Source organism: Acidovorax sp. CF316, assembly GCF_000276605.1.
Taxonomy (GTDB): domain Bacteria; phylum Pseudomonadota; class Gammaproteobacteria; order Burkholderiales; family Burkholderiaceae_C; genus Acidovorax.
In genome coordinates this window covers 1-22,207 of the sequence record NZ_AKJX01000118.1, presented here as the reverse complement: position 1 = coordinate 22,207, position 22,207 = coordinate 1, and the positions used below count along the sequence as shown (strand labels likewise).

Genomic DNA, 22,207 nt, shown 5'->3' with positions numbered 1-22,207 from the left:
GGGCGCAGGGACTTGGCGGCCTGCGGGGCCGGGGTCAACCCAAGTCACTACAATTCCGTTAAAAGAACTGTAACCCAACCCACAGGAAAATCCCCACCATGAAGCGCACTCTGATCACATTGGCCCTTTCGCTGTCGGTGGCGGGCCCCGCCATGGCCGACCTGGCGCTGGCCACGGCCAAGAGCTGCATGGCCTGCCATGCCATGGACAAGAAGGTGGTGGGCCCCTCTTACAAGGAAGTGGCCGCCAAGTATGCGGGCCAGAAGGACGCCGTGGACAAGCTCGCGGGCAAGATCATGAAGGGCGGTGGTGGCGTGTGGGGCCCCGTGCCCATGCCCGCCAATGCCCAGGTGAACGAGGCCGATGCGAAGAAACTGGCGGCCTGGGTGCTGACGGTCAAGTAAGTCCACCGCTCTGCGCCCCCTACGCAACAGTCGCCTCACTGTGCCAGTGGGGCGGCTGTTGTGCTTCTGGCACCTTGGTACGGGCCGTGTTACACGAGGTTCATGTCGGCGCCGCGCACGCGCAGTTGCTGCTCCAGTTGCCCCACGTAGGCGGCGGTGGTGTTGTCGGATTCCTGGGCGCGGGCGGCCAGGCGGGTTTCGAGATGGTCCAGCCGGGCCAGCAGGGCGGTATGCGTTTGCTGCTGCTGGGTTTCCAGAAAGCTGCGCAGCTCGGTGAATCGCGAGGCCTCGGCCTTGTCGGCGAGTTCGCGCTGGGCCTGCAGCTCCTTGGTGTGGCGGCGTGTCTCCAGCAGCACCGAGCCTTGCAGCGACAGCACGTAGGCCACACCCACGACGGCCAGCAAGGCCGTGAGCCCCAGCATGAGCAGGCCCAGGGGCGCCTCCAGCGTGGTCAGGCCCAGGGACACCAGCACGGGGGCAGACAGTGCCGCCCAGTTGAACGCCGCCAGCACGGCAATCGCCAGCATGGTCAGTAGCAGCACGATGGATCGCAATTGCATGGTAAAGCTCCGTTCGTTCGTTGCACGCATCGCCCACCGGCCCTCATGGCCGGCGGCGCGTTGAACGGGTTGTAACCCATGCGGGGCTGCAAACACAGACCTTGCAGCAGTTTGCCGAAGCTGTCCTACAGGGGCGGCTGCCAGGCCGCTGCGCAGCGGCCGGTGACCGGGATAAAAAAGTCGCGAAGCGTCCCGAAACGAAAAAGAGAGGGAGGGAGGAAAAGCGCTCCGGAAGGGGCTGTCGGGCCCGTGGGACCCGAAAGGCTTCGCAACGTCAAAAGGGTGCTTCGATCACGCGCGGTGGATGAACAACGGGGTTCTGTGGCCACATCACATCGCCTTCGGCGAAATGAGTGTCCCCGAATCCGGCAAGCGCTGCGCGCAGGCGCCGCTTACGCGGCGCCTTCCTGGATCAATTGGTCTGGGCCAATTGCTCCAGGATTGCCGGATTCTCCAACGTGCTCGTGTCCTGCGTGATCGCCTCCCCCTTGGCGATGCTGCGCAGCAGCCGGCGCATGATCTTGCCGCTGCGGGTCTTGGGCAGGTTGTCGCCGAAGCGGATGTCCTTGGGCTTGGCGATGGGGCCGATTTCCTTGGCGACCCAGGCGCGCAGCTCGTTGGCGATCTGCTTGGCCTCTTCGCCGGTGGGGCGCGAGCGCTTGAGCACGACGAAGGCGCAGATGGCCTCGCCGGTCACGTCGTCGGGGCGGCCCACCACGGCGGCTTCGGCCACCAGGTCGGTCTTGGAGACCAGGGCCGACTCGATCTCCATGGTGCCCATGCGGTGGCCCGAGACGTTGAGCACGTCGTCGATGCGGCCGGTGATGCGGAAGTAGCCGCGGTCGGCGCTGCGCACGGCGCCGTCACCGGCCAGGTAGTAGCCCTTGAGCTCTTCGGGGAAGTAGGCCTTCTTGAAGCGCTCGGGGTCGTTCCAGATGGTGCGGATCATGCTCGGCCAGGGGCGCTTGATGACCAGGATGCCGCCCGTGCCGTTGGCGATGTCGTTGCCCACCTCATCGACGATGGCGGCGGCGATGCCGGGCAGTGGCAGCGTGCAGCTGCCGGGCACCAGCGGGGTGGCGCCGGGCAGCGGGGTGATGACATGGCCGCCGGTCTCGGTCTGCCAGAAGGTGTCCACGATGGGGCAGCGCTCGCCGCCCACGTTCTTGTGGTACCACATCCAGGCTTCGGGGTTGATCGGCTCGCCCACGCTGCCCAGGATGCGCAGGCTCGACAGGTCCGAGCGCGCGGGGTGCACGGCGGCATCGCCCTCGGCAGCCTTGATGAGCGAGCGGATGGCAGTGGGGGCCGTGTAGAAGATCGTGCATTGGTGCTTTTCGATCATCTGCCAGAAGCGCCCGGCGTTCGGGAAGGTCGGGATGCCCTCGAAGATGATCTGCGTGGCGCCGGCTGCCAGCGGACCGTAGGCCACGTAGGTGTGGCCGGTGATCCAGCCGATGTCGGCCGTGCACCAGAAGATGTCGTCCGGGCGCAGGTCGAAGGTCCAGTCCATGGTGAGCTTGGCCCACAGCAGGTAGCCGCCGGTGCTGTGTTGCACGCCCTTGGGCTTGCCGGTGGAGCCGCTGGTGTACAGGATGAACAGCGGGTGCTCTGCCCCCACGGCCACGGGCGGGCAGTCGGTGCTCTGGCCTTCCAGGGCCTCGGTGAAGGTCTTGTCGCGCCCGGCCACCATGTTGCAGGCCGTGGGCGTGCGCTGGTAGACGAAGACGTTGCGGATGGTGTCGCAGCCGCCGGCGGCCAGGGCCTCGTCGATGATGGCCTTGAGCGGCAGCTCCTTGCCGCCGCGCATCTGGTAGTTGGCGGTGATCACGGCCACGGCACCAGCGTCGATGATGCGCTCCTGCACGGCCTTGGCGCTGAAGCCGCCGAACACCACGCTGTGCGTGGCGCCGATGCGGGCGCAGGCCTGCATGGCGATCACGCCCTCCACCGTCATGGGCATGTAGATCAGCACGCGGTCGCCCTTTTGCACGCCGTGGGCCTTGAGCGCATTCGCGAACTGGCTGACACGGGTCAGGAGCTCCTTGTAGGTCACGCGGGTCACCGTGCCGTCGTCGGCCTCGAAGATGATCGCGTCCTTGTTCTCGGTGGGCGTGCCGATATGGCGGTCCAGGCAGTTGGCGCTGGCATTGAGCTCGCCATCGTCGAACCACTTGAAGAAGGGGGCATTGGATTCGTCGAGCGTGCGCGTGAAGGGCCGGGTCCACTGCACGTTCTCGCGCGCCAGGCGGGCCCAGAAGCCTTCGAAGTCCTTGTCGGCCTCGGCACACAGGGCGTCGTACCCAGCCATGCCGGACACGCGGGCGGCGCGCGCGATGGCATCCGATGGGGGGAACACACGGTTTTCAACCAGCACGGACTCGATTGCCGATGTAGAGGTGGATGCTGCACTCATCTTGTTGTCTCCTGGGTCTGATGGAATTGATTTGGCCGGTACTGTCCTGCGCGGCACTTACAAGCCACTGACTGGCACGAAGCTTACAGCTCCTGTCACAGGCCATTGCGGGAGACACCCTAAAATCGCGCGTCTCCCCTACCCCGCCCACTTTATGTCCGCTCCCAAGCCCCCACTGACACCCACGCCCATGCGCCCCCTGTCCTCGCTGATCTTTGCCAGCCGCTGGCTGCAGTTGCCCCTGTACCTGGGCCTGATCCTGGCGCAGGCGGTGTACGTGTTCCACTTCTGGGTGGAGTTGGTGCACCTGGTCGAGGCGGCGTTCGGCAACACGGCGGCGCTCAAATCGCTGGTATCCAGCATCGGCTACAAGAGCGATTTCGAGGTCACGGCGCTCAACGAGACCATCATCATGCTGGTGGTGCTGGCGCTGATCGACGTGGTGATGATCTCCAACCTCTTGATCATGGTGATCGTGGGCGGCTACGAGACCTTCGTCTCGCGCCTGCACCTCGAAGACCACCCCGACCAGCCCGAGTGGCTGAGCCACGTGAACGCCTCGGTGCTCAAGGTCAAGCTGGCCACCGCCATCATCGGCATCAGCTCCATCCACCTGCTCAAGACCTTCATCAACGCCGCCAACTATGACATCAAGGTGCTGATGTGGCAGACCATCATCCACGTGGTATTCCTGCTGAGCGCACTGGCCATCGCCGCGACGGACCGCCTGATGGCGCACAGCGCACCGCCCGCCAAGCACTGACCGCCCCCTCAAAAAAAAGCCCCGCACGGGCCTGCCAGCGCAGGCCCTGCGGGGCTTTTTCGTGGGCGCCCTACGCGCTGCACGCACTGCGCCCGCGTATAACACCGCCCGAAAAACCCGCATTTTCGACATAAACACACTGAATGCCTATAATTCATGGGTGTTTTACAACCTGCAACGCAGGTAATTCGCCCTTCCACGGGGTGAGTCTCCCTGTCGGGACGGCTGAAACCTGTTGACGGACAGCCCCCGACGCCATGGCGGATCTCCGGCCCTGATGCATCTTTCGGCGCTCAAACACCCCCTGCGGTGCCGCGCCGACACCCAGGCCCTTGCGCACCACCTCGCGTGCCATCCGGGCCGATCCGGGCACCTGCCGTGCCCATCCCTGCCTTTGTGCCCTGCGCCTGTGCGCCGGGTCGGCTGCCGCATCAGGGTTTCGCTTTTCCGGCCATCGACCGAGCCTGGGCCACCTGCGGGTGGCTGGGCGTGCTGTTCCACCCGTCACCCACCGAGGAAGGACCCACCACATGGCCAAGCAAATCACCATCGAGCATGTGTTCAAGGTTTTCGGCGACGCGCCGCAGACCGCGCTGGACCTGGCCCGCCAGGGCCTGGACAAGAAAGACATCCTGGCGCAGACCGGCCAGTCCATCGGCGTCTTCGACGCCAGCTTCACCATCGCGGCCGGCGAGATCTTCGTCGTCATGGGCCTGTCGGGCTCGGGCAAGTCCACCCTGGTGCGCATGCTCAACCGCCTGATCGAGCCCACGGCCGGCCGCATCCTGGTGGACGGCGAGGACATCAACGCCCTGGGCGGCCGCGCGCTGCGCGCCCTGCGCCGCAAGGACATCAGCATGGTCTTCCAGTCCTTCGCCCTCATGCCGCACCTGACGGTGCTGGACAACGCCGCCTTCGGGCTCGCGCTGGCCGGCGTGGGCCGGGCCGAGCGCGAGCGACAGGCCGCCCTGGCATTGGACCAGGTGGGCCTGGCGGGCTGGGGCGCAAGCTACCCCGACGAACTCTCCGGCGGCATGCAGCAGCGCGTAGGCCTGGCGCGGGCGCTGGCCAGTGACCCGTCCATCCTGCTCATGGACGAGGCCTTCTCTGCCTTGGACCCGATCATCCGCACCGAGATGCAAAGCGAGCTGCTGCGCCTGCAGCAGGTGCGCCGGCGCACCATCGTCTTCATCTCGCACGACCTGGACGAGGCCATGCGCATCGGCGACCGCATCGCCATCATGAAGGATGGCGAGGTGGTGCAGGTGGGCACGCCCGACGAGATTTTGCGCAACCCGGCCAACGCCTACGTGCGCAGCTTCGTGCGCGGGGTGGACGCGGCCGCCGTGTTCAAGGCCGGCGACATCGCGCGCAAGCGCCTCACGGTGGTGAACGAGCACAGCGACCGGGGCGCCCGCGCGGCGCTGCAGCTCATCGAGGGGCATGACGACGACTTCGCCTACGTGCTCAGCCCCACCCGGCAGTACCTGGGCACCGTGTCGGCCGATTCGCTGCGCACGGCCCTGCGCGGCCACACCGGGCCGCTGGGGCTGCAGCATGCCTACATTGGCGTGGTGGAGCCCATTGCCGCACAGGCCCCTGTGGCCGACCTCTTCGGCCAGGTGGCCCAGGCCCCGTGCGCGCTGCCCGTGGTGGACGCGGACGGGCGCTTTCGCGGCGCCATCAGCAAGACCACGCTGCTGCGCTTTCTGGACCGGGACACGCCGCCCCTTCCCGCCACCACCCCCTCCACCGCCACCACCGGGAGCCCCGCATGACCGAGACGACCCTGAACGCCACGCTCCCCGCCATGGCGCGGGAAGCATCCCTGCCCCTGCAGACCGACGCCAGCCCCTGGGCCGGCGATGCCACCACCGCCCTGCCGCAGCCCGCGCCCTTCGTCGATCCCTGGCAGGCCTCCATGCAGGCCGGCGACGGCGGCGCGGCGTCCGCCGACTGGCTCAACACGCCTGCGCCACCGGCCGACATGGCGGCAGCCGTGGATCCGTCGGCCACGGGCGGCCTGCCCCTGCACCAGCTGTTCGACGGCTCCCTGCCCGTGGAGGCCTGGATCAACCAGGGACTGACCTGGGCGGTGGCGCATTTGCGCCCCTTCTTCCAGAGCGTGCGCGCGCCCATCGACGGCACACTCAACGGCGTAGAGAGCCTGCTCACCAGCCTGCCCGCACCCGCCATGGTCGTGCTGGCCGGCCTGCTGGCCTGGCAGTTCGCCGGCCGTGCGCTGGCGCTGGGCACGGTGGTGTCGCTGGCGCTGGTGGCGCTGCTCGGCATCTGGCCCGAGGCCATGGTCACGCTGTCGCTGGTGCTCACCTCGCTGGCCTTCTGCGTGCTGATCGGGCTGCCCCTGGGCATCGTGCTGGCCAGCAGTGACCGCGCACAGCGCCTCCTGCGCCCACTGCTCGATGCCATGCAGACCACGCCGGCCTTCGTCTACCTGGTGCCGGTGGTGATGCTGCTGGGCATCGGCAACGTGCCGGGCGTGGTGGTCACCATCGTCTTCGCGCTGCCGCCGCTGGTGCGCCTGACCAACCTGGGCCTGCGCCAGGTGCGGCCCGACCTGATCGAGGCCTCGCGCGCCTACGGCGCCTCGCCGCTGCAGATGCTGGTGAAGGTGCAGTTGCCGCTGGCCATGCCCTCCATCATGGCCGGCATCAACCAGGCGCTGATGCTGTCGCTGTCCATGGTGGTCATCGCCTCGATGATCGCCGTGGGAGGCCTGGGGCAGATGGTGCTGCGCGGCATCGGCCGCCTCGACATGGGCCTGGCCACCGTGGGCGGGTTGGGCATCGTGCTGCTGGCCATCACGCTGGACCGCATCACCCAGGCACTGGGCCGGCCGCGCCGCGGTGCACGCCGCTGGTGGCACAGGGGCCCTGCGGGGCTGGCGCTGCGCCTGGCTGCGCGCCTGCTGCGGCCCGCCAGCACCCCGCAGCAGGACCAGGCTTTGCCGACCCCGCCGGCCCTGGCACGCGCCGGGCACTGACCGCGCCTCCACCGACAAGGAACACCCATCCATGGCATTCATGAACAACCACCGCATCGCTGCCGTGCTCGCCGCCCTCGCCCTCGCCGGCGGCGCGCAGGCCCAGGCCAAGCTCCCCGGCACAGGCATCCGCGTCCAGCCGCTGCAAAGCCCCATTGCCGAAGAGAGCTTCCAGACCCTGCTGGTGGGCCGCGCGCTCGAAAAGCTGGGCTACACCGTGCAGCCCACCAAGGAGGTCGAGTACCCCACGGCGCATGTGGCCATCGCCCAGGGCGATGCCACCTACATGGCCAACCACTGGGACCCGCTGCACGCCGACTTCTACAAGAACGCCGGGGGCGACGCCAGGCTCTCGCGCACCGGCAGCTACTCGCAGAACGCCGTGCAGGGCTACCTGATCGACAAGAAGACAGCCGACCAATACGGCATCACCCGCATCGACCAGCTCAAGGACCCCAAGCTCGCCCAACTGTTCGATACCAACGGCGATGGCAAGGCCGACCTCACGGGCTGCACGCCCGGCTGGGGCTGCGAGGGCGTGATCGAACACCAGCTCACCGCCTACGGGCTGCGCAACACCGTGACCCACGTGCAAGGCAGCTACTCTGCGCTGATTGCCGACACCATCGCCCGCTTCCGCCAGGGCCAGCCCATCCTGTACTACACCTGGACGCCCTACTGGGTCAGCGGCGTGCTGCGCCCCGGCCAGGAGGTGGTGTGGCTGCAGGTACCGCACTCGGCGCTGCCAGGCGATCAGGCAGGGGTGGACACGGAGCTGCCCAACGGCCGCAACTATGGCTTCATCCCCAACCAGCAGCGCATCGTGGCCAACAAACAGTTCACCGACCAGAACCCGGCGGCCGCAAAGCTGTTCGAGGTGATGCAGCTGCCCGTGGGCGACATCAATGCCCAGAACCTGGCCATGCGCGACGGGCACAACCGCCCGGCCGACCTGGCACGCCATGCGGACGGCTGGATCCGCGCGCACCAGGCCACCTTCGATGGCTGGATCGCGCAGGCGCTGGCAGCATCCCGATAAATCGGCAAGTCGTGCGGAATGTCTCACTCTTTCGGGTGAGTGTGTGTCGTGCAGGCCACAAGTGGCCGTGGCACGCCGCAGGCGGCAGGGCGCGCGCCGCATAATCCGGCCGCTTCGACCCACCCTTGCCGGCCATCGCCGATGGCCTGCCGCACCACCATGCAATGCCCGCGCTGCAACTGGCAGAACCACGCTTCCTACACCCAGTGCTTCAGCTGCCAGGCCCCGCTGCCGGTGGCTGGCACGCAGGCAGGCGCAGCACCGGCACCAGCCCCGTTCGCCTTCCCCACGGCCAAGCCGCCCGCGCCAGCCCCCCGGCCCGCGCCCGCGCAGGCGCACCAGGCCGAGCTGGTCGAGGTGTTTCCCGGCACCCTGGCGCGCCTGGGCGCCACGCTGATCGACGGGCTGCTGATGCTGGTGCTGCCGATTGCGATGGTGCTGGCCTGGGTGTTCGCCCGCCCCGCCTTCGACGCAACGCCCAACGCCGCCTATCCGGCCGCACTGGCGCTGGCCGTGCTGGGCCTGTTCTCGCCCGCGCTGATGGACGCCATGGGCGCGGGCTCGCCGGGCAAGCGCCTGCTGGGCATGCGCGTGGCCACGCGCACGGGCGAGCGCCCTGGCGTGGCACGGTCCATGCTGCGCCATTTCCTCAAGTACACGCTGACCCTGGGTCTCACGCTGGCCATCCCCTTCCTGCTGCACCGCGTGCTCACGGCCCTGTTCGGCGAGCGCGGCCTGCACAGCTCGATGAGCGGCACCTTCGTGGTCTCCAGCCGCGCCAGCGACACCGCCATCCAGAAGGCCGTGGCACTGGAACGCGGCCCCGGCTGGTTCCTCAAGACGATGGTGGTGCTGGGCGCCTTGTCGGCCTTCAGTTTCGCGATCATGGTGGCCGTGGCGCTGTGGAACCAGGGCGACGAGCCCGCCAACCCGCACCGCGAACAGGTGCGCCAGCTGGACAAGGCTGCACGCCCCGTGCTGCAGCTGGTGGAGAACCACTACCGCAGCAGCGGCGGCTTCCCTGCCAATGCCGCGGCCATCGGCATCACCCAGGCCGGGCAGTTGCCGGCAGGCTTCAAGGCACTGGCCATCGAGCCCGCCAATGGCGTGGTGCGCCTGACCATTGCGGACGGTGCGGGCGAGCCACTGGACGGCAAGCACCTGGTCTACATGCCCACGATGAAGAAGCGCAAGGGCCAGAGCGACCTGGGCAAGTGGCAGTGCGGCAGCGACGACATCGCACGCGAGAACCTGTCCTTCGGCTGCCGCCACGCCGTGGCGGGCGCGGCAAAGTAACCCGGCCGCGCGGCGCCGTCCCACGCCGGAGCCGAGCGGATTCCTACGGCCGAACGCGGCGGGCCGCGGTGTGATCGGGGCATGTTGTCGCCTGCTTCGTCCCCCCGCAAGACCACTCCATCTCGTCCCCGCCTGCCGGGTGGCCTGCGCTATGTGAGCACTGCCATGCCCGGCCTCACGCGCGTGAAGCGCGGCAAGGCCTTTCGCTACCGCAGCCCCGACGGGCAGTGGGTGGTGGACCCCGACGAGGTGGCGCGCATCAACAAACTGGCGATCCCCCCGGCCTACACCAGCGTGTGGATCTGCCCGCTGCCCAATGGCCACCTGCAGGCCACGGGCCTGGATGCGCGCGGCCGGCTGCAGTACCGCTACCACCCCGATTGGCGCATGCAGCGTGACGAAAGCAAGTTTGGCCGCATGCAGGCCTTTGGCCGCGCGCTGCCGCGCATCCGTGCGCGTGTCGCACGGGACCTGAGGCAAGGCGTGCGCGGCAAGGCCCTGTCGCGCACCCTGGTGCTGGCCACGCTGGTGCGCCTGCTGGACACCACCTTCGTGCGCGTGGGCAACGAGGAATACGCCAGCAGCAACAACTCCTTCGGCCTGACGACGCTGCGCACACGCCATGCCAGGCTGCACGGCAGCAAGCTCACCTTGAGCTTCCGGGGCAAGAGCGGCGTGCCGCAGCAGGCTGAGCTGGACGACCCGCGCGTGGCCCGCGTGGTGCGCCGCTGCCAGCAGTTGCCGGGGCAGGAGCTGTTCCAGTACGAAGACGAAGAAGGCCAGCCCCATGCCGTGGGCTCGGGCGATGTGAACGATTACCTGGCCGAGATCACGGGAGGCGACCGGGCCGGCGGCGATGCCCTGCGCTTCACCGCCAAGGACTTCCGCACCTGGCATGGCACGGTGCAGGCGCTGGAGCTCACGCGCCTGGCCTGCGCGGGCCCGGCGGGACCACAGGCCTACCGCGCCAAGGACATCCTGGCCGAGGTCGCGCGCCAGCTCGGCAACACCCCCGCCGTGTGCAGGAAGTCGTACGTGCACCCGGCGGTGCTGGAGCTGGGCTCGCGCCTGGCGTCCGATGCCGGGCCGGGCATGCAGTCGGTGTGGGCGCGCATCGGCGGCGCAGCCTCGCCCCGGGGCCTGAGCGCGGCGGAGCGGCGGCTGCTGGCCTTTCTGCACAGGCCGCCCCGCAAGGGATAAGCCGCCAGGCGCCCTGTCGCCAATGTTCCCTGCGCCCAGCACGTGGCGCCGGAGCATCGCTAAAATTGCTGCAGCGCGGCAAACGCCGGTCCTCCCTTTCGACTTGCCCCGAGAGCAGCCACACACCATGCTGGATTCCCTGAGCCACGGCGTTGACCGCAATGCGCAGCAGCGCCCCTTCCTGAGCCTGGAGGAGCGCGACGCCATCAACCGCGGCCGCTGGTTCGCCGCGCTCACCCCCTCGCTCAGGCACGACATCCTGCGCCTGGGCCGCGTCACACGCTACGCGCACGGCAAGATGATCGTCGAGCAGGGCAAGCTGGCGACGGACTGGTTCACCTGCGCCAGCGGCGCCATCCGCTTTCGGCGCACCACGCCCTCGGGCAAGCAGGTCACGCTGGCCTATGTGGAGCCCGGCATCTGGGTGGGCGAGGCCGAGGTGCTGCACCAGGGTGCCAACACCTACGATGCCCACGCGCACGGCCCGACCACGGTGCTCAGCGTGGCCGAGGCCGTGTTCCGCCAGCTGCTGCGCGAGCACCCCTCGTTCGGCGAAGCCCTGCTCACCCTGCAGGCGCGGCGCATGCGCTACCTGTACTGGATGATGGAGGACATGGCCACCCTGCCCCTGCGCGCACGGCTGGCCAAGCAGCTCCTGCACATGCTGCGCCGCTTCGGCGAGCGCGCCGCCGTGCCGGGCACGCGCGGCGCCATCGGCCTGTCGCTGGTGCAGGACGAGCTGGCGCAGCTTTTGGGCGGCTCGCGCCAGCGCATCAACATGGAGCTCAAGTGGATGGAGCGCGAGGGCATCATCGGCATCCACCAGCGCGACATCGTGGTGCACAACCTGGCGCAGCTCGAAGCGCTGGCGCAGCAGGAGTCGCTGGCTGCCGACTGACACCTCAGAGCAGGTAACAAAACCCAGCGCAGCGGTTCTGGCCAGGCGCTGCGTCGCAGGCAGTACGGGTAGTACGGCAAGACGCAGCAACGACGCCAGAAGAGTTTTGTCAGCCGCTCTTACTGGAAGATCACCAGGCCCTGGTCGGCAATCACCACCGGGTAGTCGCCCACGGGCAGGTTCTTCACCTGCACGCTGTTGGCACCCGCGTTGTTGTTCACAACGACGGCCTGGACGTCGCGCACTACGGCACCATCATCAACAAGATCGCGCCCTCGTTCGGCGAATTTTTGCAGCACGAGGGCCAGGTGATCCACAGCGGCGACTTCGCCATCACGCAAAGCCCGCTGCGCATCTCCATCGACGCCACGCGCCGCATCGCACAGCATGCGCGCGACAGCGGCATCCACGCCGCCGTGCCGGAGCTGGCGGAAACCCTGTTCCGCCAGGCCGAGGAAGCCGGCTACGCCGACGAGGAAGCGGCCGCCGTGGTCAAGGTGATGCGCGCGAACCGCTGAGTGAACGGACTCAGAGGCTGGGAATTTTTTGACCGTGTCCGAGGGGCGCGCCAGAACGCACCGGATCCAGGCGCAAAGCACAGCCATAGCGCGGGCTATGGCGAGCATTTGCAACGACGAGCCGGGGTGTTTTGGCGTGCAAGGCGGGCATGGGCGAAAGATTGTCAGCCTCTCAACGCCCGACCATGTTGCCCGGCACCACCCACTGGTCGAACTGCTCGCCCGTGACATGGCCCGAGGCCACGGCGGCCTCGCGCAGGCTGGTGCCTTCCTTGTGCGCCTTCTTGGCAATGAAAGCCGCCTTGTCGTAGCCGATGTGGGTGTTGAGCGCGGTCACCAGCATCAGCGAGCGGTCCACCAGCTCGGTGATGCGCTCGCGGTTGGGCTCGATGCCCACGGCGCACTGGTCGTTGAAGCTGACCATGCCGTCGGCCAGCAGGCGCACGCTCTGCAGGAAGTTGTGCGCCACCATGGGGCGGAACACGTTGAGCTCGAAGTTGCCCGAGGCGCCGCCGAAGTTGATGGCCACGTCGTTGCCGAACACCTGCGCGGCCAGCATGGTCACGGCCTCGCTCTGCGTGGGATTGACCTTGCCGGGCATGATGGACGAGCCGGGCTCGTTCTCGGGGATGCTCAGTTCGCCGATGCCGCTGCGCGGGCCGCTGGCCAGCCAGCGCACGTCGTTGGCGATCTTCATCATGCTGGCGGCCAGGGTCTTCAAGGCACCGTGGGCGTGCACCAGGCCGTCCACCGAGGCCAGGGCCTCGAACTTGTTCGGCGCGGTGACGAAGGGCAGGCCCGTCAGGCGCGCCAGCTCGGCGGCCGACTGCTCGGCATAGCCCTTGGGGGCGTTCAAGCCCGTGCCCACGGCGGTGCCGCCCAGGGCCAGCTCGTACAGGTGGGGCAGTGCGGCGCGCACATGGCGCTCGCCATGGTCGAGCTGGGCCACGTAGCCCGAGAACTCCTGGCCCAGCGTGAGCGGGGTGGCGTCCTGCAGGTGGGTGCGGCCGATCTTGACGATGCCGTCGAAATCTTTCGCCTTCTTGTCCAGCGTGGCGCGCAGCCTGGCAATGGCGGGCAAGAGCTTGTGCGTGAGCGCCTCCACGGCAGCCACGTGCATGGCAGTGGGGAACACATCGTTGCTCGACTGGCTGCGGTTCACATCGTCGTTGGGATGCACCAGGCGGCCTTCGCCGCGCTCGCCGCCCAGGATCTCGCTGGCGCGGTTGGCCAGCACCTCGTTGACGTTCATGTTGGTCTGCGTGCCCGAGCCCGTCTGCCACACCACCAGCGGGAACTCGCCCGGGTGCTTGCCGGCGATGACTTCGTCGGCCGCGGCCACGATGGCCTCGGTCTTCTTCGCGTCCTGCAGGCCCAGGGCCTGGTTGACCACGGCCGAGGCGCGCTTGACCTGGGCCAGGGCCTTGATGATCTCGCGCGGCTGCTGCTCGCCCGAGATGTCGAAGTTCTGCAGCGAGCGCTGCGTCTGCGCGCCCCACAGCTTGTCGGCCGGCACCTCGATGGGGCCAAAGGTGTCGCGTTCGGTACGGGAGGTCATGGAAAACGGTACTCCAGGGTAAACAACTGCCACAGGGAACAGCACGGCCCGGTGCGCCAGCCACGGGCCGAGAAAAGGGGTGGCCGGGGGGAACCCGGCGCGCCCGGGAGCATAAGGCAAAACAGAACAATTCTCATTACCAACTCAGAGGCATGGACGGTAGCCGGGGAAATGCCCCTCACCCGGTACACGGGCTCCTCCGGATTGTGACGCCACGGCGCCCGGATGGGCAGGGCCCAATGGGGCACACCTGGGGCGCCCGGTTACATACCTAGAGCCCGCACCCCAACAAATCTTGCAACAAATTGGTACACTTTGCTCCAGAAAGAACCCGTTCACGGTCTTTTTCCGGGCCGTGCCGTCCTGGGCGCGCCAAGCCCCATGGAACCCAGGCAGCGGCGCTGCAGATGCCATCCGACCGGCACCTGGAGCCAGCCCCGCCGCCCCTCCCCTTCTTGCGCTGGGCATGCATGTCTTGGTTGGCCCTTTGGGGCCTGCAACCGGGTGTGGCCGCGGCCTGCGCGCGCCCTGAGAGAGACCGTGAACAGGCTCCGCCTCCAGCACAGGCACGCCCTCTTGACGGCGCGCCTGGGCTGGCGCAACCTGCCTATCCACAACCGCCTTTTTCTCCTGCTCCATTCCATGAACACGTTCATGCCCTTCAGCTACAACCTGTTCGTGGTGGCCGCGTCCTTTGCCATCGCCATGCTGGCCTCGTACGTCACGCTGGACCTGGCCCGGCGCGTGCGCACGGCGCAGCGCCGCGTGGGCCTGGCCTGGTGGGCGGCGGGCTCCATCGTCATGGGCACAGGCATCTGGTCCATGCACTTCCTGGGCATGCAGGCGTTCAAGCTGCCCATCGAGATCGGGTTTTCCGGCGGGGCCACCCTGCTGTCCTGGCTGGCGGCCGTGGCCGCATCGGGCGTGGCGCTGGAGCTGGCCAGCCGCGAGCATTTCGGCCGCGTGCAGCTGGCGCTGGGCGCGCTGGTGATGGGGGCCGGCATCAGCGGCATGCACTACATCGGCATGGCGGCCATGGACATGAACCCCGGCATCGTCTGGGACCTGCGGGTGGTGGTGCTGTCGGTGCTGATCGCGGTGCTGGCCTCGGCCTCGGCGCTGCTCATCTTCAAGCTGCTGCGCCGCGTGCGGCCCAGCCAGCGCCTGCCCTACCAGCTGGCCGCCTCCTTCGTGATGGCCGTCGCCATCTGCGGCATGCACTACACCGGCATGGCGGCGGCCCGGTTTGCGGTGGGCGCCGTGTGCCAGAGCGCCGGCGAACTGGGCGGTCCGGGCCTGACGGCCATGGTGCTCATCGCCACCGGCATGCTGCTGGTGAGCACCCTGTTCACCTCCATCCTGGACGCGCGGCTGCAGAACACGGCGCAGCAGCTCACCCAGTCGCTGCGCGAGAGCAACACCCGCCTGCAAGCGGCCAACGACGAGCTGCAAAAGCGCGCCTTTGCCGACGCCCTCACCGGCCTGCCCAACCGCCTGCTGTTCGAAGACCGCCTCATCCACGCCCTGCTGCGCCTGGACCGCACCAACCACCTGCGCGTGGAAGACCGGCTGGCCGTGCTGTTCGTGGACCTTGACGGCTTCAAGCCCATCAACGACTCCTTCGGCCATGCGGCGGGCGACGTGATCCTGCGCAGCGCCGCCGACCGGCTGCGCAAGGAAGCACGCGAGTGCGACACCGTGGCCCGCGTGGGTGGCGATGAATTCCTGATCCTGCTGGAAGATGTGACCGACGTGGCCGCCTGCGTCAGCATGGCCAACCGCGTGCTGGAGTCGCTGGCGCAGCCCTTCGAGGTGTCCGGCAAGAAGGTGCAGATCGCCTGCTCCATCGGCATCGTGGTGCACCCCGACCATGGCGAGCGCACCAAGCTCGTGGCCAACGCCGATGCGGCCATGTACGCCGCCAAGCGCGCGGGCGGTGGCTGCTACGCCCTGTTCGAGCCCCACATGGGCTCGGATGCCTCCGAACAGCTGGAGCTGCTCAACGACCTGCGCCAGGCGCTGGACCGAGGCGAGCTGGCGCTGCACTACCAGCCCAAGATCGACGGCACGCGCGGCCAGATCAGCGGCGTGGAGGCCCTGCTGCGCTGGAACCACCCCAAGCACGGCATGGTGAGCCCGCTGGTCTTCATCGCGCTGGCCGAGCGCTTCGGCCTGATCGGGCGCCTGGGAAGCTGGGTCATCAACGAGGCCTGCCGCCAGACGGCCGAATGGGCACGCAGCGGCATGCGCATGCGCGTGGCCATCAACCTGTCGGTGCACCAGCTGCGCGAAAGCGGCCTGGCCGAGCGCATCGGCCAGGCGCTCCAGTTCCACGGCCTGGATGCCTCGCAGCTGCTGTGTGAGATCACCGAGTCGGTGGCCATGGAAGACATCAAGGCCACGCAGCGCACCTTCGACGGGCTGGCGCGCATCGGCGTGTTCCTGTCCATCGACGACTTCGGCACCGGCTACTCCAGCCTCAACTACCTGCGCCAGTTGCCCGCGCAGCAGCTGAAGATCGACCGCAGCTTCGTGAACGATCTGGAAAACAGCGAAGACGCCCGCGCCGTGGTGAGCGCCGTGGTCAGCCTGGCGCACGCACTGGGCCTGCGCGTGGTGGCCGAAGGCGTGGAAACCATGGGCCAGCGCGACATCCTGCTGGGCATGGACTGTGACGAACTGCAAGGCTTCTTTTTTGCCCGCCCCATGCCGGCGGATTCGCTGTTCGCCTGGTCGCAGGGCGAAAAACCGGAGGGTGCCGTGGACTTCACACCCTCCGTCATCGGAAGCTTGTAAGCCCCCTCGTTGCCCCTGTAACGGGGCCGCCCCTGCACGGCAGCATGGGCCCGGGCCGCTCGCATCCGCAGACAGACGCTGGCGCCTTCGCGCGGGACCCGCCAGCGTTGCCGACCAGGCCATCGGCCCGCGTGACCATCCGTAGCAATCGTCGGCATGTTCTTACAGCGCACGCCGCCCGGCGCGTGCACCATGGCACCACAGTGGCCGCACCGCCATTGACGTGCCGATTCACGTTGACCGGTGCGCACCCAGCCAGCCAGATCGGAGATTTCCATGGCCACCAGCAGCCTGCTCGGCATCGATGCCGACAACCTTCCGCCCACCCACAGCGCCACCGGCAACGACAGCATGGGGCCCAGCGATGCATCCGATTCGGGCAGCGACAGCGCAGGCGTCTACAGCACCGACCCGGAGATGGACACCGACCGCCACGGCACCGGCGAGCGCGCCAGCGTGGAACCCGGCCTGCACCGCGAGGCCCGCGACATCCTGCCCGACCACATGGAGGCCTTCTCGCCCGACGATGCCGACAGCGAACTGGCCGCCGAACCCGCAGTGGACGTGGATGCGGACCTGTACCCCGAAGAAGAAAGCGAAGAGCCCGGGGCCGAGGACGAGCCCGCCTAGGCCAGCAAGACCTCGCGCAGCGCATGGAAACTGCCCTGGTCGGGCGCACAAATCAGCCCGCCGGTCGTGTGCGACGGCCGGTAGGCGCTGCCATCGAAGTGGCCCGAGTACCCGCCCGCCTCCCGGTGCAGCAGCCACCCGGCCGCGTGGTCCCAGGGCATGAGCCGGTTGTAGAACACCGCATGCACATGGCCTGCTGCCGCCAGCCGGTACTCGTGCGCCGCACAGCGAAACCAGGTGCTCATGCCCAGGCGTGACAGCCGCGAATTCACCTGGGTGCGCAACGGCTCCGGCAGGAAGTTGGTGCCGACCACGCACTCCATCTCCCCCACGGGAACGGGCTGCGCCACTTGCAGCACCGTGCGCTCGCCGCCCGCCGACTCCATCCACGCGCCACCGCCCTTCATCGCAAAGGCCGTATCCGCGCGCACCGGGTCGTGGATGGCGGCAGCGACCACCTCACCCGCCACGGTCACCGCTGCCATCACCCCGAACAGCGGCAGGCCCGAGGCGAAATTCTTCGTGCCATCCAGCGGGTCGACGATGAAGGCCAGGTCGGCCATGGCGATGGATGCGAGCAGCGCCGGGTCGCGCCCGGCAGCTTCCTCCCCGACATACGCCGCGGCATCACCATGCCGCGCACGCAGGGCCGACAGGATGGCGGCCTCTGCCGCCTCGTCGGCCTCGGTCACGATATCGAAAGCCGAGGTCTTTTGCCGGCGGTCCACGCCGGACAGGCGCGCGAAGCGGGGCATGATCTGCGTGCGGGCCGCGTCCGCGAGCACAGCCCCCAGAAACGCGAGTTCGGACGTGGGAAAGGTCATGCCCGGTAGTGTCACCGGGAATCGGCCGGTGCCAGCACAGCGCAGTGCAGGCCCCTCCCTCAGTCGCCCTTGAACCCGGACTTCTTGATGACCGGCAGCCAGCGCGCCGCAGCGCGCTCGGTGGCTGCCGACACGTCTGCCGGCTCGGAGCCCGGCACCGGGTCGTAGCCCGCATGCAGCAGCTTGGCGCGCACCTCGTCCTGGGCCAGGACCCTGCGCAGCGCCTTGTTCCATTGGCCCACGGCGGCGGGCAGGGTGTCCGCACGCGCATAGACCACGTAGCCCGAGGTCGCGACCAGGTCGGGAAAGCCCGACTCCGCGAACGTGGGCACATCGGGCAAGCTGGCCGCGCGGCGGCTGCCCGACACGGCCAGCACGCGGATCTTGCCGGCGCGGTGGAACTCCATGAAGGTAGTGGTCGCATCCATGCCGGCAGGGATCTGCCCGGCCAGCAGGTCGTTGAGCATGGGCGTGCCACCCTTGTAGGGCACGATCTGCCCCTTGGAAGCGGACTGGGCCATGAAGTCCATGGCCAGGAAGTGCAGCAGCGACCCGATCAGCGAGATGCCGATGTCCGCCTGCGCAGTCTGGGCGCGGGCGGCTTGCAGGTACTGTGCCAGCGTCTTGTGCGGCGAATGGGCCGCCACGGCAATGCCGAACTGCAGCGCCGCCACATCGGTGATGGGCCGAAAGTCCTTCATCGGGTCATAGCGCATGCCGGAGTAGATCGCCGGGCCGATGAACATGGGGTCCACGGGCGAGAGCAGTACGGTGCCGCCATCGGCCGGTGCATTGCGCAGCGCCTCGCCCGCGATGCGGGTGGCGCCGCCGGGACGGTTGTCCACGACCACATTGCGGCCCAGCTCAGCCTTGAGCTTGTCGGCCAGAACCCGCGCCAGGAAGTCGCCCGCCCCACCGGGCGGAAACGGCATCAGCATGGTTGCGTAGTCCTTGGACTGCGCGCTGGCGCCCATCGGCAGGCCAGCCGCCGCCAGCATGCCACCCAACAGGGCCAGCTTGCGCCGGTGCAGCGCAAGCGTGGGAGAAGGGGAAATATCGTCAGGGGACATGGGGCACCTCGCAAGGATTGTGGATGGACGAACGCAGGGGGGATTCAACGGTTCAGCAGCGCAACGAAACCGGCGCCTTCTTCGATCACCTGCGCCGCATCGAGCAGCAGGTCGTCGCGGAAGCGGGCGGCCACCAGCTGCACGCCGATGGGCACCGATGCGTGCAAGCCGGTGGGTACGGAAATGCCCGGCAGGCCCAGGCAGGCCGTGGCCAGCAAGGGGCTTTGCGCATCGAGCAGCGCCCGAAAGCGTGGCCAGGACTGCGTGTCCTCGTCCTGCGACGCAGGGGGTTGCCAGGACACGGGCACGAGCAGCAGCGCAAACCGGTCCAGAAACACCGACCACTGCCGCGCCAGTCCGGCACGCTGGGCCAGAGCGTCCTGGAAGGCATCGCGCCCGCCCTCGGCAATGCCCTGCTCCATGAACCCCTGGCTCAACCGCATGGCATCGTCCCCATGGTCGCGAATGGCGGCGCTGATGCCGCGGCGGCCGTCCTCGACGCCGAGCACACGCCACAGCTCGGCCGCCTCCCGCAGCGCCGGGGGCTGGACTTCTTCCACGGTATAGCCCGCATCGGCCAGCCAGCGCGCAGCCTCGTCGAGCGCCTGCACCACGGCGGGGTGGGCCGCGATGCCCGGGTACGACCGGCACAGCGCCACCCTCAAGCCGCCCCGGGGTGCGGATTCCGGTGCCTGCGGCCACGGCACGCAGTTCGGGTCGCGCGCGTCGAACAGCGCCATGGCCTGCATCGCCAGCCGCAGGTCGGCCACCGAGCGCGCCAGCGGCCCCTGGGCGGACATCAGCTGTGCGGTGATGCCGCGCTCCGCCGCCGCGCTCGGGTTGTAGGCGGGGATGCGACCCACCGTGGGGCGCAGCCCGGCCACACCGCAGCAGTAGGCGGGGTAGCGGATCGATCCGCCCATGTCGTTGCCATGGGCGATGGCGCCCATGCCGCAGGCCACCGCGACGGCAGCCCCGCCGCTGGAGCCCCCGGGCGTGGTGCCTGCGTCCCAGGGGTTGAGGGTGCGGCCATGCACCGCGTTGTCCGTGAACCAGCGCACCGAATACGTGGCGGTGTTCGTGCGACCCACCAGGATGGCGCCGGCACGGCGCAGGTTGGCCACGACCGGCGCGTCTTCCTGCGCAATGAGTCCGCGCTGAAGCACCGATCCATTGGTCGTCGCCAGGCCCGCCTGGTCCACGTTGACCTTGGTGGTGACCGGCACGCCGTGCAGCACGCCCAGCGGCCCGCCTGCGGCGACCTGCCGGTCGGCCGCGTCCGCAGCGGCCAGCGCGGCCTCGCCGAGCACCTCGGTCAGGGCATTCACTCGGGGGTTGGCGGCCTGGATGCGCGCCAGCACGCTGGACGTCACCTCCCGGCAAGAGATGTCCCGGCGCCGGATGGCAGCGGCCGTTTCTGCGGCGCCCAGGCGCCAGAGTTCCTGGGAGGTGTCGTACATCGGGCAGGTCCTTGTTGCGGTGGATGGCGGTGGAATGGACACAGCGTACGGGGGCAGAGGCTCTCGCGTAAGATGCCTTGAACACTTTGGCAATAACCACAGGTTGTCACCCGACATGAAGGACTACCAGCTCAAAGCCCTGCTGCAGGTCGTGGATTCAGGCAGCATCCGGGCGGCGGCCCGTGCGCTCGGGATCAGCCAGCCAGCCGTGACCAAGGCCATCCGCGAGCTGGAGGCCGAGGTGGACGCCCCGCTGGTGCACCGCAGCTCCCGCGGTGTCGATCTGACCGAATGCGGGCGGCAACTCACCATCCGCGCGCGCCTGGTACAGGCGCAACTGGCCATGGCACGCCAGGACATCCGCCAGTTGCAGGGCGGCCAGCAGGCCTCGGTGGCGGTGTCCGTCACCCCGGTGGTGTTCATGGGGGCATTGCCCGAAGTGCTGCGCGAGTTCAAGCGCGAGATGCCGCAGGCCCAGGTGCGGCTGTTCGAGGGCCTGATGCCCCTGGCCCTGCCGCAGCTGCGCGAAGGCTTCGTGGATTTTGCCGTGGCCGCGGCCGTCGAGGGGTCGCTGGATTCCGACCTGGAGCTCGACCCCATCGCCCCCATCCAGATGATGGTGGCCTGCCGCCCTGGCCATCCCCTGGCCCGGGCCACCACCTGGGAGGAACTGGTCGACGCCGAGTGGCTGGTGCACCGGGCACCGGGCAGCCACCACACGGTGCTTTTCGAGCGCTTCGTGCGCGAGGGCCTGCCCGTGCCCGAGCGGCTGCTGGAGGCCAACACCTTCGGCGTGTCCTGGAGCCTGATGACGCGCAGCGACCTGCTGCTGATGCTGCCCGAGCGCTTCCTGTCCATCGAGCCCTATGCCCGCCAGATCGTGCGCGTGCCCCTGCGCATGGAACTCCCGGCGCTCACGCTGGGCATCCTGAAGCTGCGGGCATCGCCCTTGTCGCTGGCGGCTGGGAGGCTGGCCACGCTGTTCCAGCGGTATTGCCGATAGGCCAACCTTCAAGGGGCTTGCCGGAGCGCCAGCACGGTGTAAGCACGTGGATGGGATAATCGCAGTCTGGCGTCTTCCCCGGACAGCCAGCAGCGCGCAAAGACGCGCTCCTCTCCGCCCACGACAGAAACACGATGACCACCACGATCAAGTACGACGATCTCGTCGAGTCCGTTGCTGCTGCGCTGCAGTACATCTCCTACTACCACCCCACCGACTACATCGCCCACCTGGCGCGCGCCTACGAGCGTGAGCAGAGCGCCGCGGCCAAGGACGCCATCGCCCAGATCCTGACCAACAGCAAGATGAGCGCCACCGGCCAGCGCCCCATCTGCCAAGACACCGGCATCGTCAACGTGTTCCTCAAGGTGGGCATGGACGTGCGTTGGGAGGGTTTCCCCGCCGGCCTGGAAGATGCCATCAACGAAGGCGTGCGCCGCGGCTACAACCACCCCGACAACACCCTGCGCGCCAGCGTGGTGGCCGACCCCCAGTTCGACCGCAAGAACACCAAGGACAACACGCCCGCGGTGATCTTCGCGCAGATCGTTCCCGGCAACACGGTGGACATCACCGTGGCGGCCAAGGGCGGCGGCAGCGAGAACAAGAGCAAGATGATCATGCTCAACCCCGGCGACAGCGTCATCGACTGGGTGCTCAAGACCGTGCCCACCATGGGCGCAGGCTGGTGCCCGCCGGGCATGCTCGGCATCGGCATCGGCGGCACGGCCGAGAAGGCGGTGCTCCTGGCCAAGGAAAGCCTGATGG

Annotated in this window: 20 protein-coding genes; 13 read left to right on the top strand and 7 right to left on the bottom strand. The window is 68.5% G+C overall.

The genetic code is table 11. The annotated features are described in order from the left end of the window. Nucleotides 1-98: 98 nt before the first annotated feature. The gene (locus tag PMI14_RS13670; RefSeq protein WP_007855278.1) at nt 99-404 is read left to right on the top strand and encodes a c-type cytochrome; all 306 of its coding nucleotides are present in this window, start codon (nt 99-101) and stop codon (nt 402-404) included. Between the two features lie 89 nt (nt 405-493). Here PMI14_RS13670 and PMI14_RS13665 read toward each other — a convergent pair whose 3' ends face one another. Both PMI14_RS13665 and acs read right to left on the bottom strand, forming a co-directional pair. Next, entirely contained in the window at nt 494-964 is a 471-nt protein-coding gene (locus PMI14_RS13665) for a hypothetical protein (RefSeq protein WP_007855277.1), read from the bottom strand. Between the two features lie 412 nt (nt 965-1,376). Further along, the gene (gene acs / locus PMI14_RS13660; protein ID WP_007855276.1) at nt 1,377-3,380 is read right to left on the bottom strand and encodes an acetate--CoA ligase; all 2,004 of its coding nucleotides are present in this window, start codon (nt 3,378-3,380) and stop codon (nt 1,377-1,379) included. A 190-nt stretch (nt 3,381-3,570) separates the two neighbouring features. Between acs and PMI14_RS13655 the strand changes: the two genes are divergently transcribed. The 7 genes from PMI14_RS13655 to PMI14_RS13625 all read left to right on the top strand — a co-directional run bounded on the left by PMI14_RS13655 (nt 3,571) and on the right by PMI14_RS13625 (nt 11,580). Beyond that, entirely contained in the window at nt 3,571-4,143 is a 573-nt protein-coding gene (locus tag PMI14_RS13655; RefSeq protein WP_007855275.1) for a TIGR00645 family protein, read from the top strand. Between the two features lie 530 nt (nt 4,144-4,673). Then, the gene (proV, locus tag PMI14_RS13650) at nt 4,674-5,921 is read left to right on the top strand and encodes a glycine betaine/L-proline ABC transporter ATP-binding protein ProV (protein WP_007855274.1); all 1,248 of its coding nucleotides are present in this window, start codon (nt 4,674-4,676) and stop codon (nt 5,919-5,921) included. After that, nucleotides 5,918-7,147, top strand: coding sequence for a glycine betaine/L-proline ABC transporter permease ProW (gene proW / locus PMI14_RS13645; protein ID WP_007855273.1), 1,230 nt, complete (start codon nt 5,918-5,920; stop codon nt 7,145-7,147). Before proV ends, proW begins: the two co-directional genes overlap by 4 nt. 31 nt (nt 7,148-7,178) lie before the next feature. Further along, nucleotides 7,179-8,186, top strand: a complete 1,008-nt coding sequence (gene proX / locus PMI14_RS13640; RefSeq protein ID WP_007855272.1) for a glycine betaine/L-proline ABC transporter substrate-binding protein ProX — start codon at nt 7,179-7,181, stop codon at nt 8,184-8,186. A gap of 141 nt (nt 8,187-8,327) precedes the next feature. Further along, nucleotides 8,328-9,482, top strand: coding sequence for an RDD family protein (locus PMI14_RS13635; RefSeq protein WP_007855270.1), 1,155 nt, complete (start codon nt 8,328-8,330; stop codon nt 9,480-9,482). A gap of 81 nt (nt 9,483-9,563) precedes the next feature. After that, nucleotides 9,564-10,682 carry a DNA topoisomerase IB gene (locus PMI14_RS13630; RefSeq protein WP_052024391.1) on the top strand — a complete coding sequence of 373 codons (1,119 nt, stop codon included), beginning with the start codon at nt 9,564-9,566 and terminating at the stop codon, nt 10,680-10,682. 127 nt (nt 10,683-10,809) lie between these two features. Beyond that, on the top strand, nt 10,810-11,580 hold the full coding sequence (locus PMI14_RS13625) for a Crp/Fnr family transcriptional regulator (RefSeq protein ID WP_007855267.1): 771 nt from the start codon (nt 10,810-10,812) through the stop codon (nt 11,578-11,580). Between the two features lie 119 nt (nt 11,581-11,699). Here the strand turns inward: PMI14_RS13625 and PMI14_RS35780 are convergent, their stop codons facing one another. Continuing rightward, complete coding sequence (locus PMI14_RS35780; protein ID WP_255344577.1) at nt 11,700-11,825, bottom strand: hypothetical protein; 126 nt, start codon at nt 11,823-11,825, stop codon at nt 11,700-11,702. Here PMI14_RS35780 and PMI14_RS13620 point away from each other — a divergent pair. Further along, nucleotides 11,769-12,098, top strand: coding sequence for a hypothetical protein (locus PMI14_RS13620; RefSeq protein ID WP_369751454.1), 330 nt, complete (start codon nt 11,769-11,771; stop codon nt 12,096-12,098). The two genes, PMI14_RS35780 and PMI14_RS13620, sit on opposite strands and share 57 nt — an antisense overlap. Before the next feature lie 172 nt (nt 12,099-12,270). Here PMI14_RS13620 and fumC read toward each other — a convergent pair whose 3' ends face one another. Further along, nucleotides 12,271-13,656: a class II fumarate hydratase gene (gene fumC, locus PMI14_RS13615; protein ID WP_007855262.1), complete on the bottom strand. Its 1,386-nt coding sequence runs from the start codon at nt 13,654-13,656 to the stop codon at nt 12,271-12,273. Between the two features lie 642 nt (nt 13,657-14,298). Here fumC and PMI14_RS13610 point away from each other — a divergent pair. Next, nucleotides 14,299-16,452: a bifunctional diguanylate cyclase/phosphodiesterase gene (locus PMI14_RS13610; RefSeq protein WP_007855261.1), complete on the top strand. Its 2,154-nt coding sequence runs from the start codon at nt 14,299-14,301 to the stop codon at nt 16,450-16,452. 276 nt (nt 16,453-16,728) lie between these two features. Further along, nucleotides 16,729-17,082 carry a hypothetical protein gene (locus tag PMI14_RS33545; protein WP_007855259.1) on the top strand — a complete coding sequence of 118 codons (354 nt, stop codon included), beginning with the start codon at nt 16,729-16,731 and terminating at the stop codon, nt 17,080-17,082. Here PMI14_RS33545 and PMI14_RS13600 read toward each other — a convergent pair. The 3 genes from PMI14_RS13600 to PMI14_RS13590 are packed head-to-tail and all read right to left on the bottom strand — an operon-like array spanning nt 17,079 to nt 20,436. After that, nucleotides 17,079-17,906, bottom strand: a complete 828-nt coding sequence (locus tag PMI14_RS13600; protein WP_007855257.1) for an inositol monophosphatase — start codon at nt 17,904-17,906, stop codon at nt 17,079-17,081. The genes PMI14_RS33545 and PMI14_RS13600 overlap by 4 nt on opposite strands. Before the next feature lie 59 nt (nt 17,907-17,965). Further along, nucleotides 17,966-18,976, bottom strand: coding sequence for a tripartite tricarboxylate transporter substrate-binding protein (locus PMI14_RS13595; RefSeq protein ID WP_007855254.1), 1,011 nt, complete (start codon nt 18,974-18,976; stop codon nt 17,966-17,968). Between the two features lie 44 nt (nt 18,977-19,020). Next, nucleotides 19,021-20,436: an amidase family protein gene (locus tag PMI14_RS13590; protein WP_007855253.1), complete on the bottom strand. Its 1,416-nt coding sequence runs from the start codon at nt 20,434-20,436 to the stop codon at nt 19,021-19,023. A gap of 115 nt (nt 20,437-20,551) precedes the next feature. Between PMI14_RS13590 and PMI14_RS13585 the strand changes: the two genes are divergently transcribed. Both PMI14_RS13585 and PMI14_RS13580 read left to right on the top strand, forming a co-directional pair. After that, the gene (locus PMI14_RS13585; protein WP_007855250.1) at nt 20,552-21,439 is read left to right on the top strand and encodes a LysR substrate-binding domain-containing protein; all 888 of its coding nucleotides are present in this window, start codon (nt 20,552-20,554) and stop codon (nt 21,437-21,439) included. Nucleotides 21,440-21,573: 134 nt separating this feature from the next. Beyond that, nucleotides 21,574-22,207 (top strand): fumarate hydratase (locus PMI14_RS13580; RefSeq protein WP_007855248.1); only part of this gene is annotated, 634 nt, incomplete at its 3' end.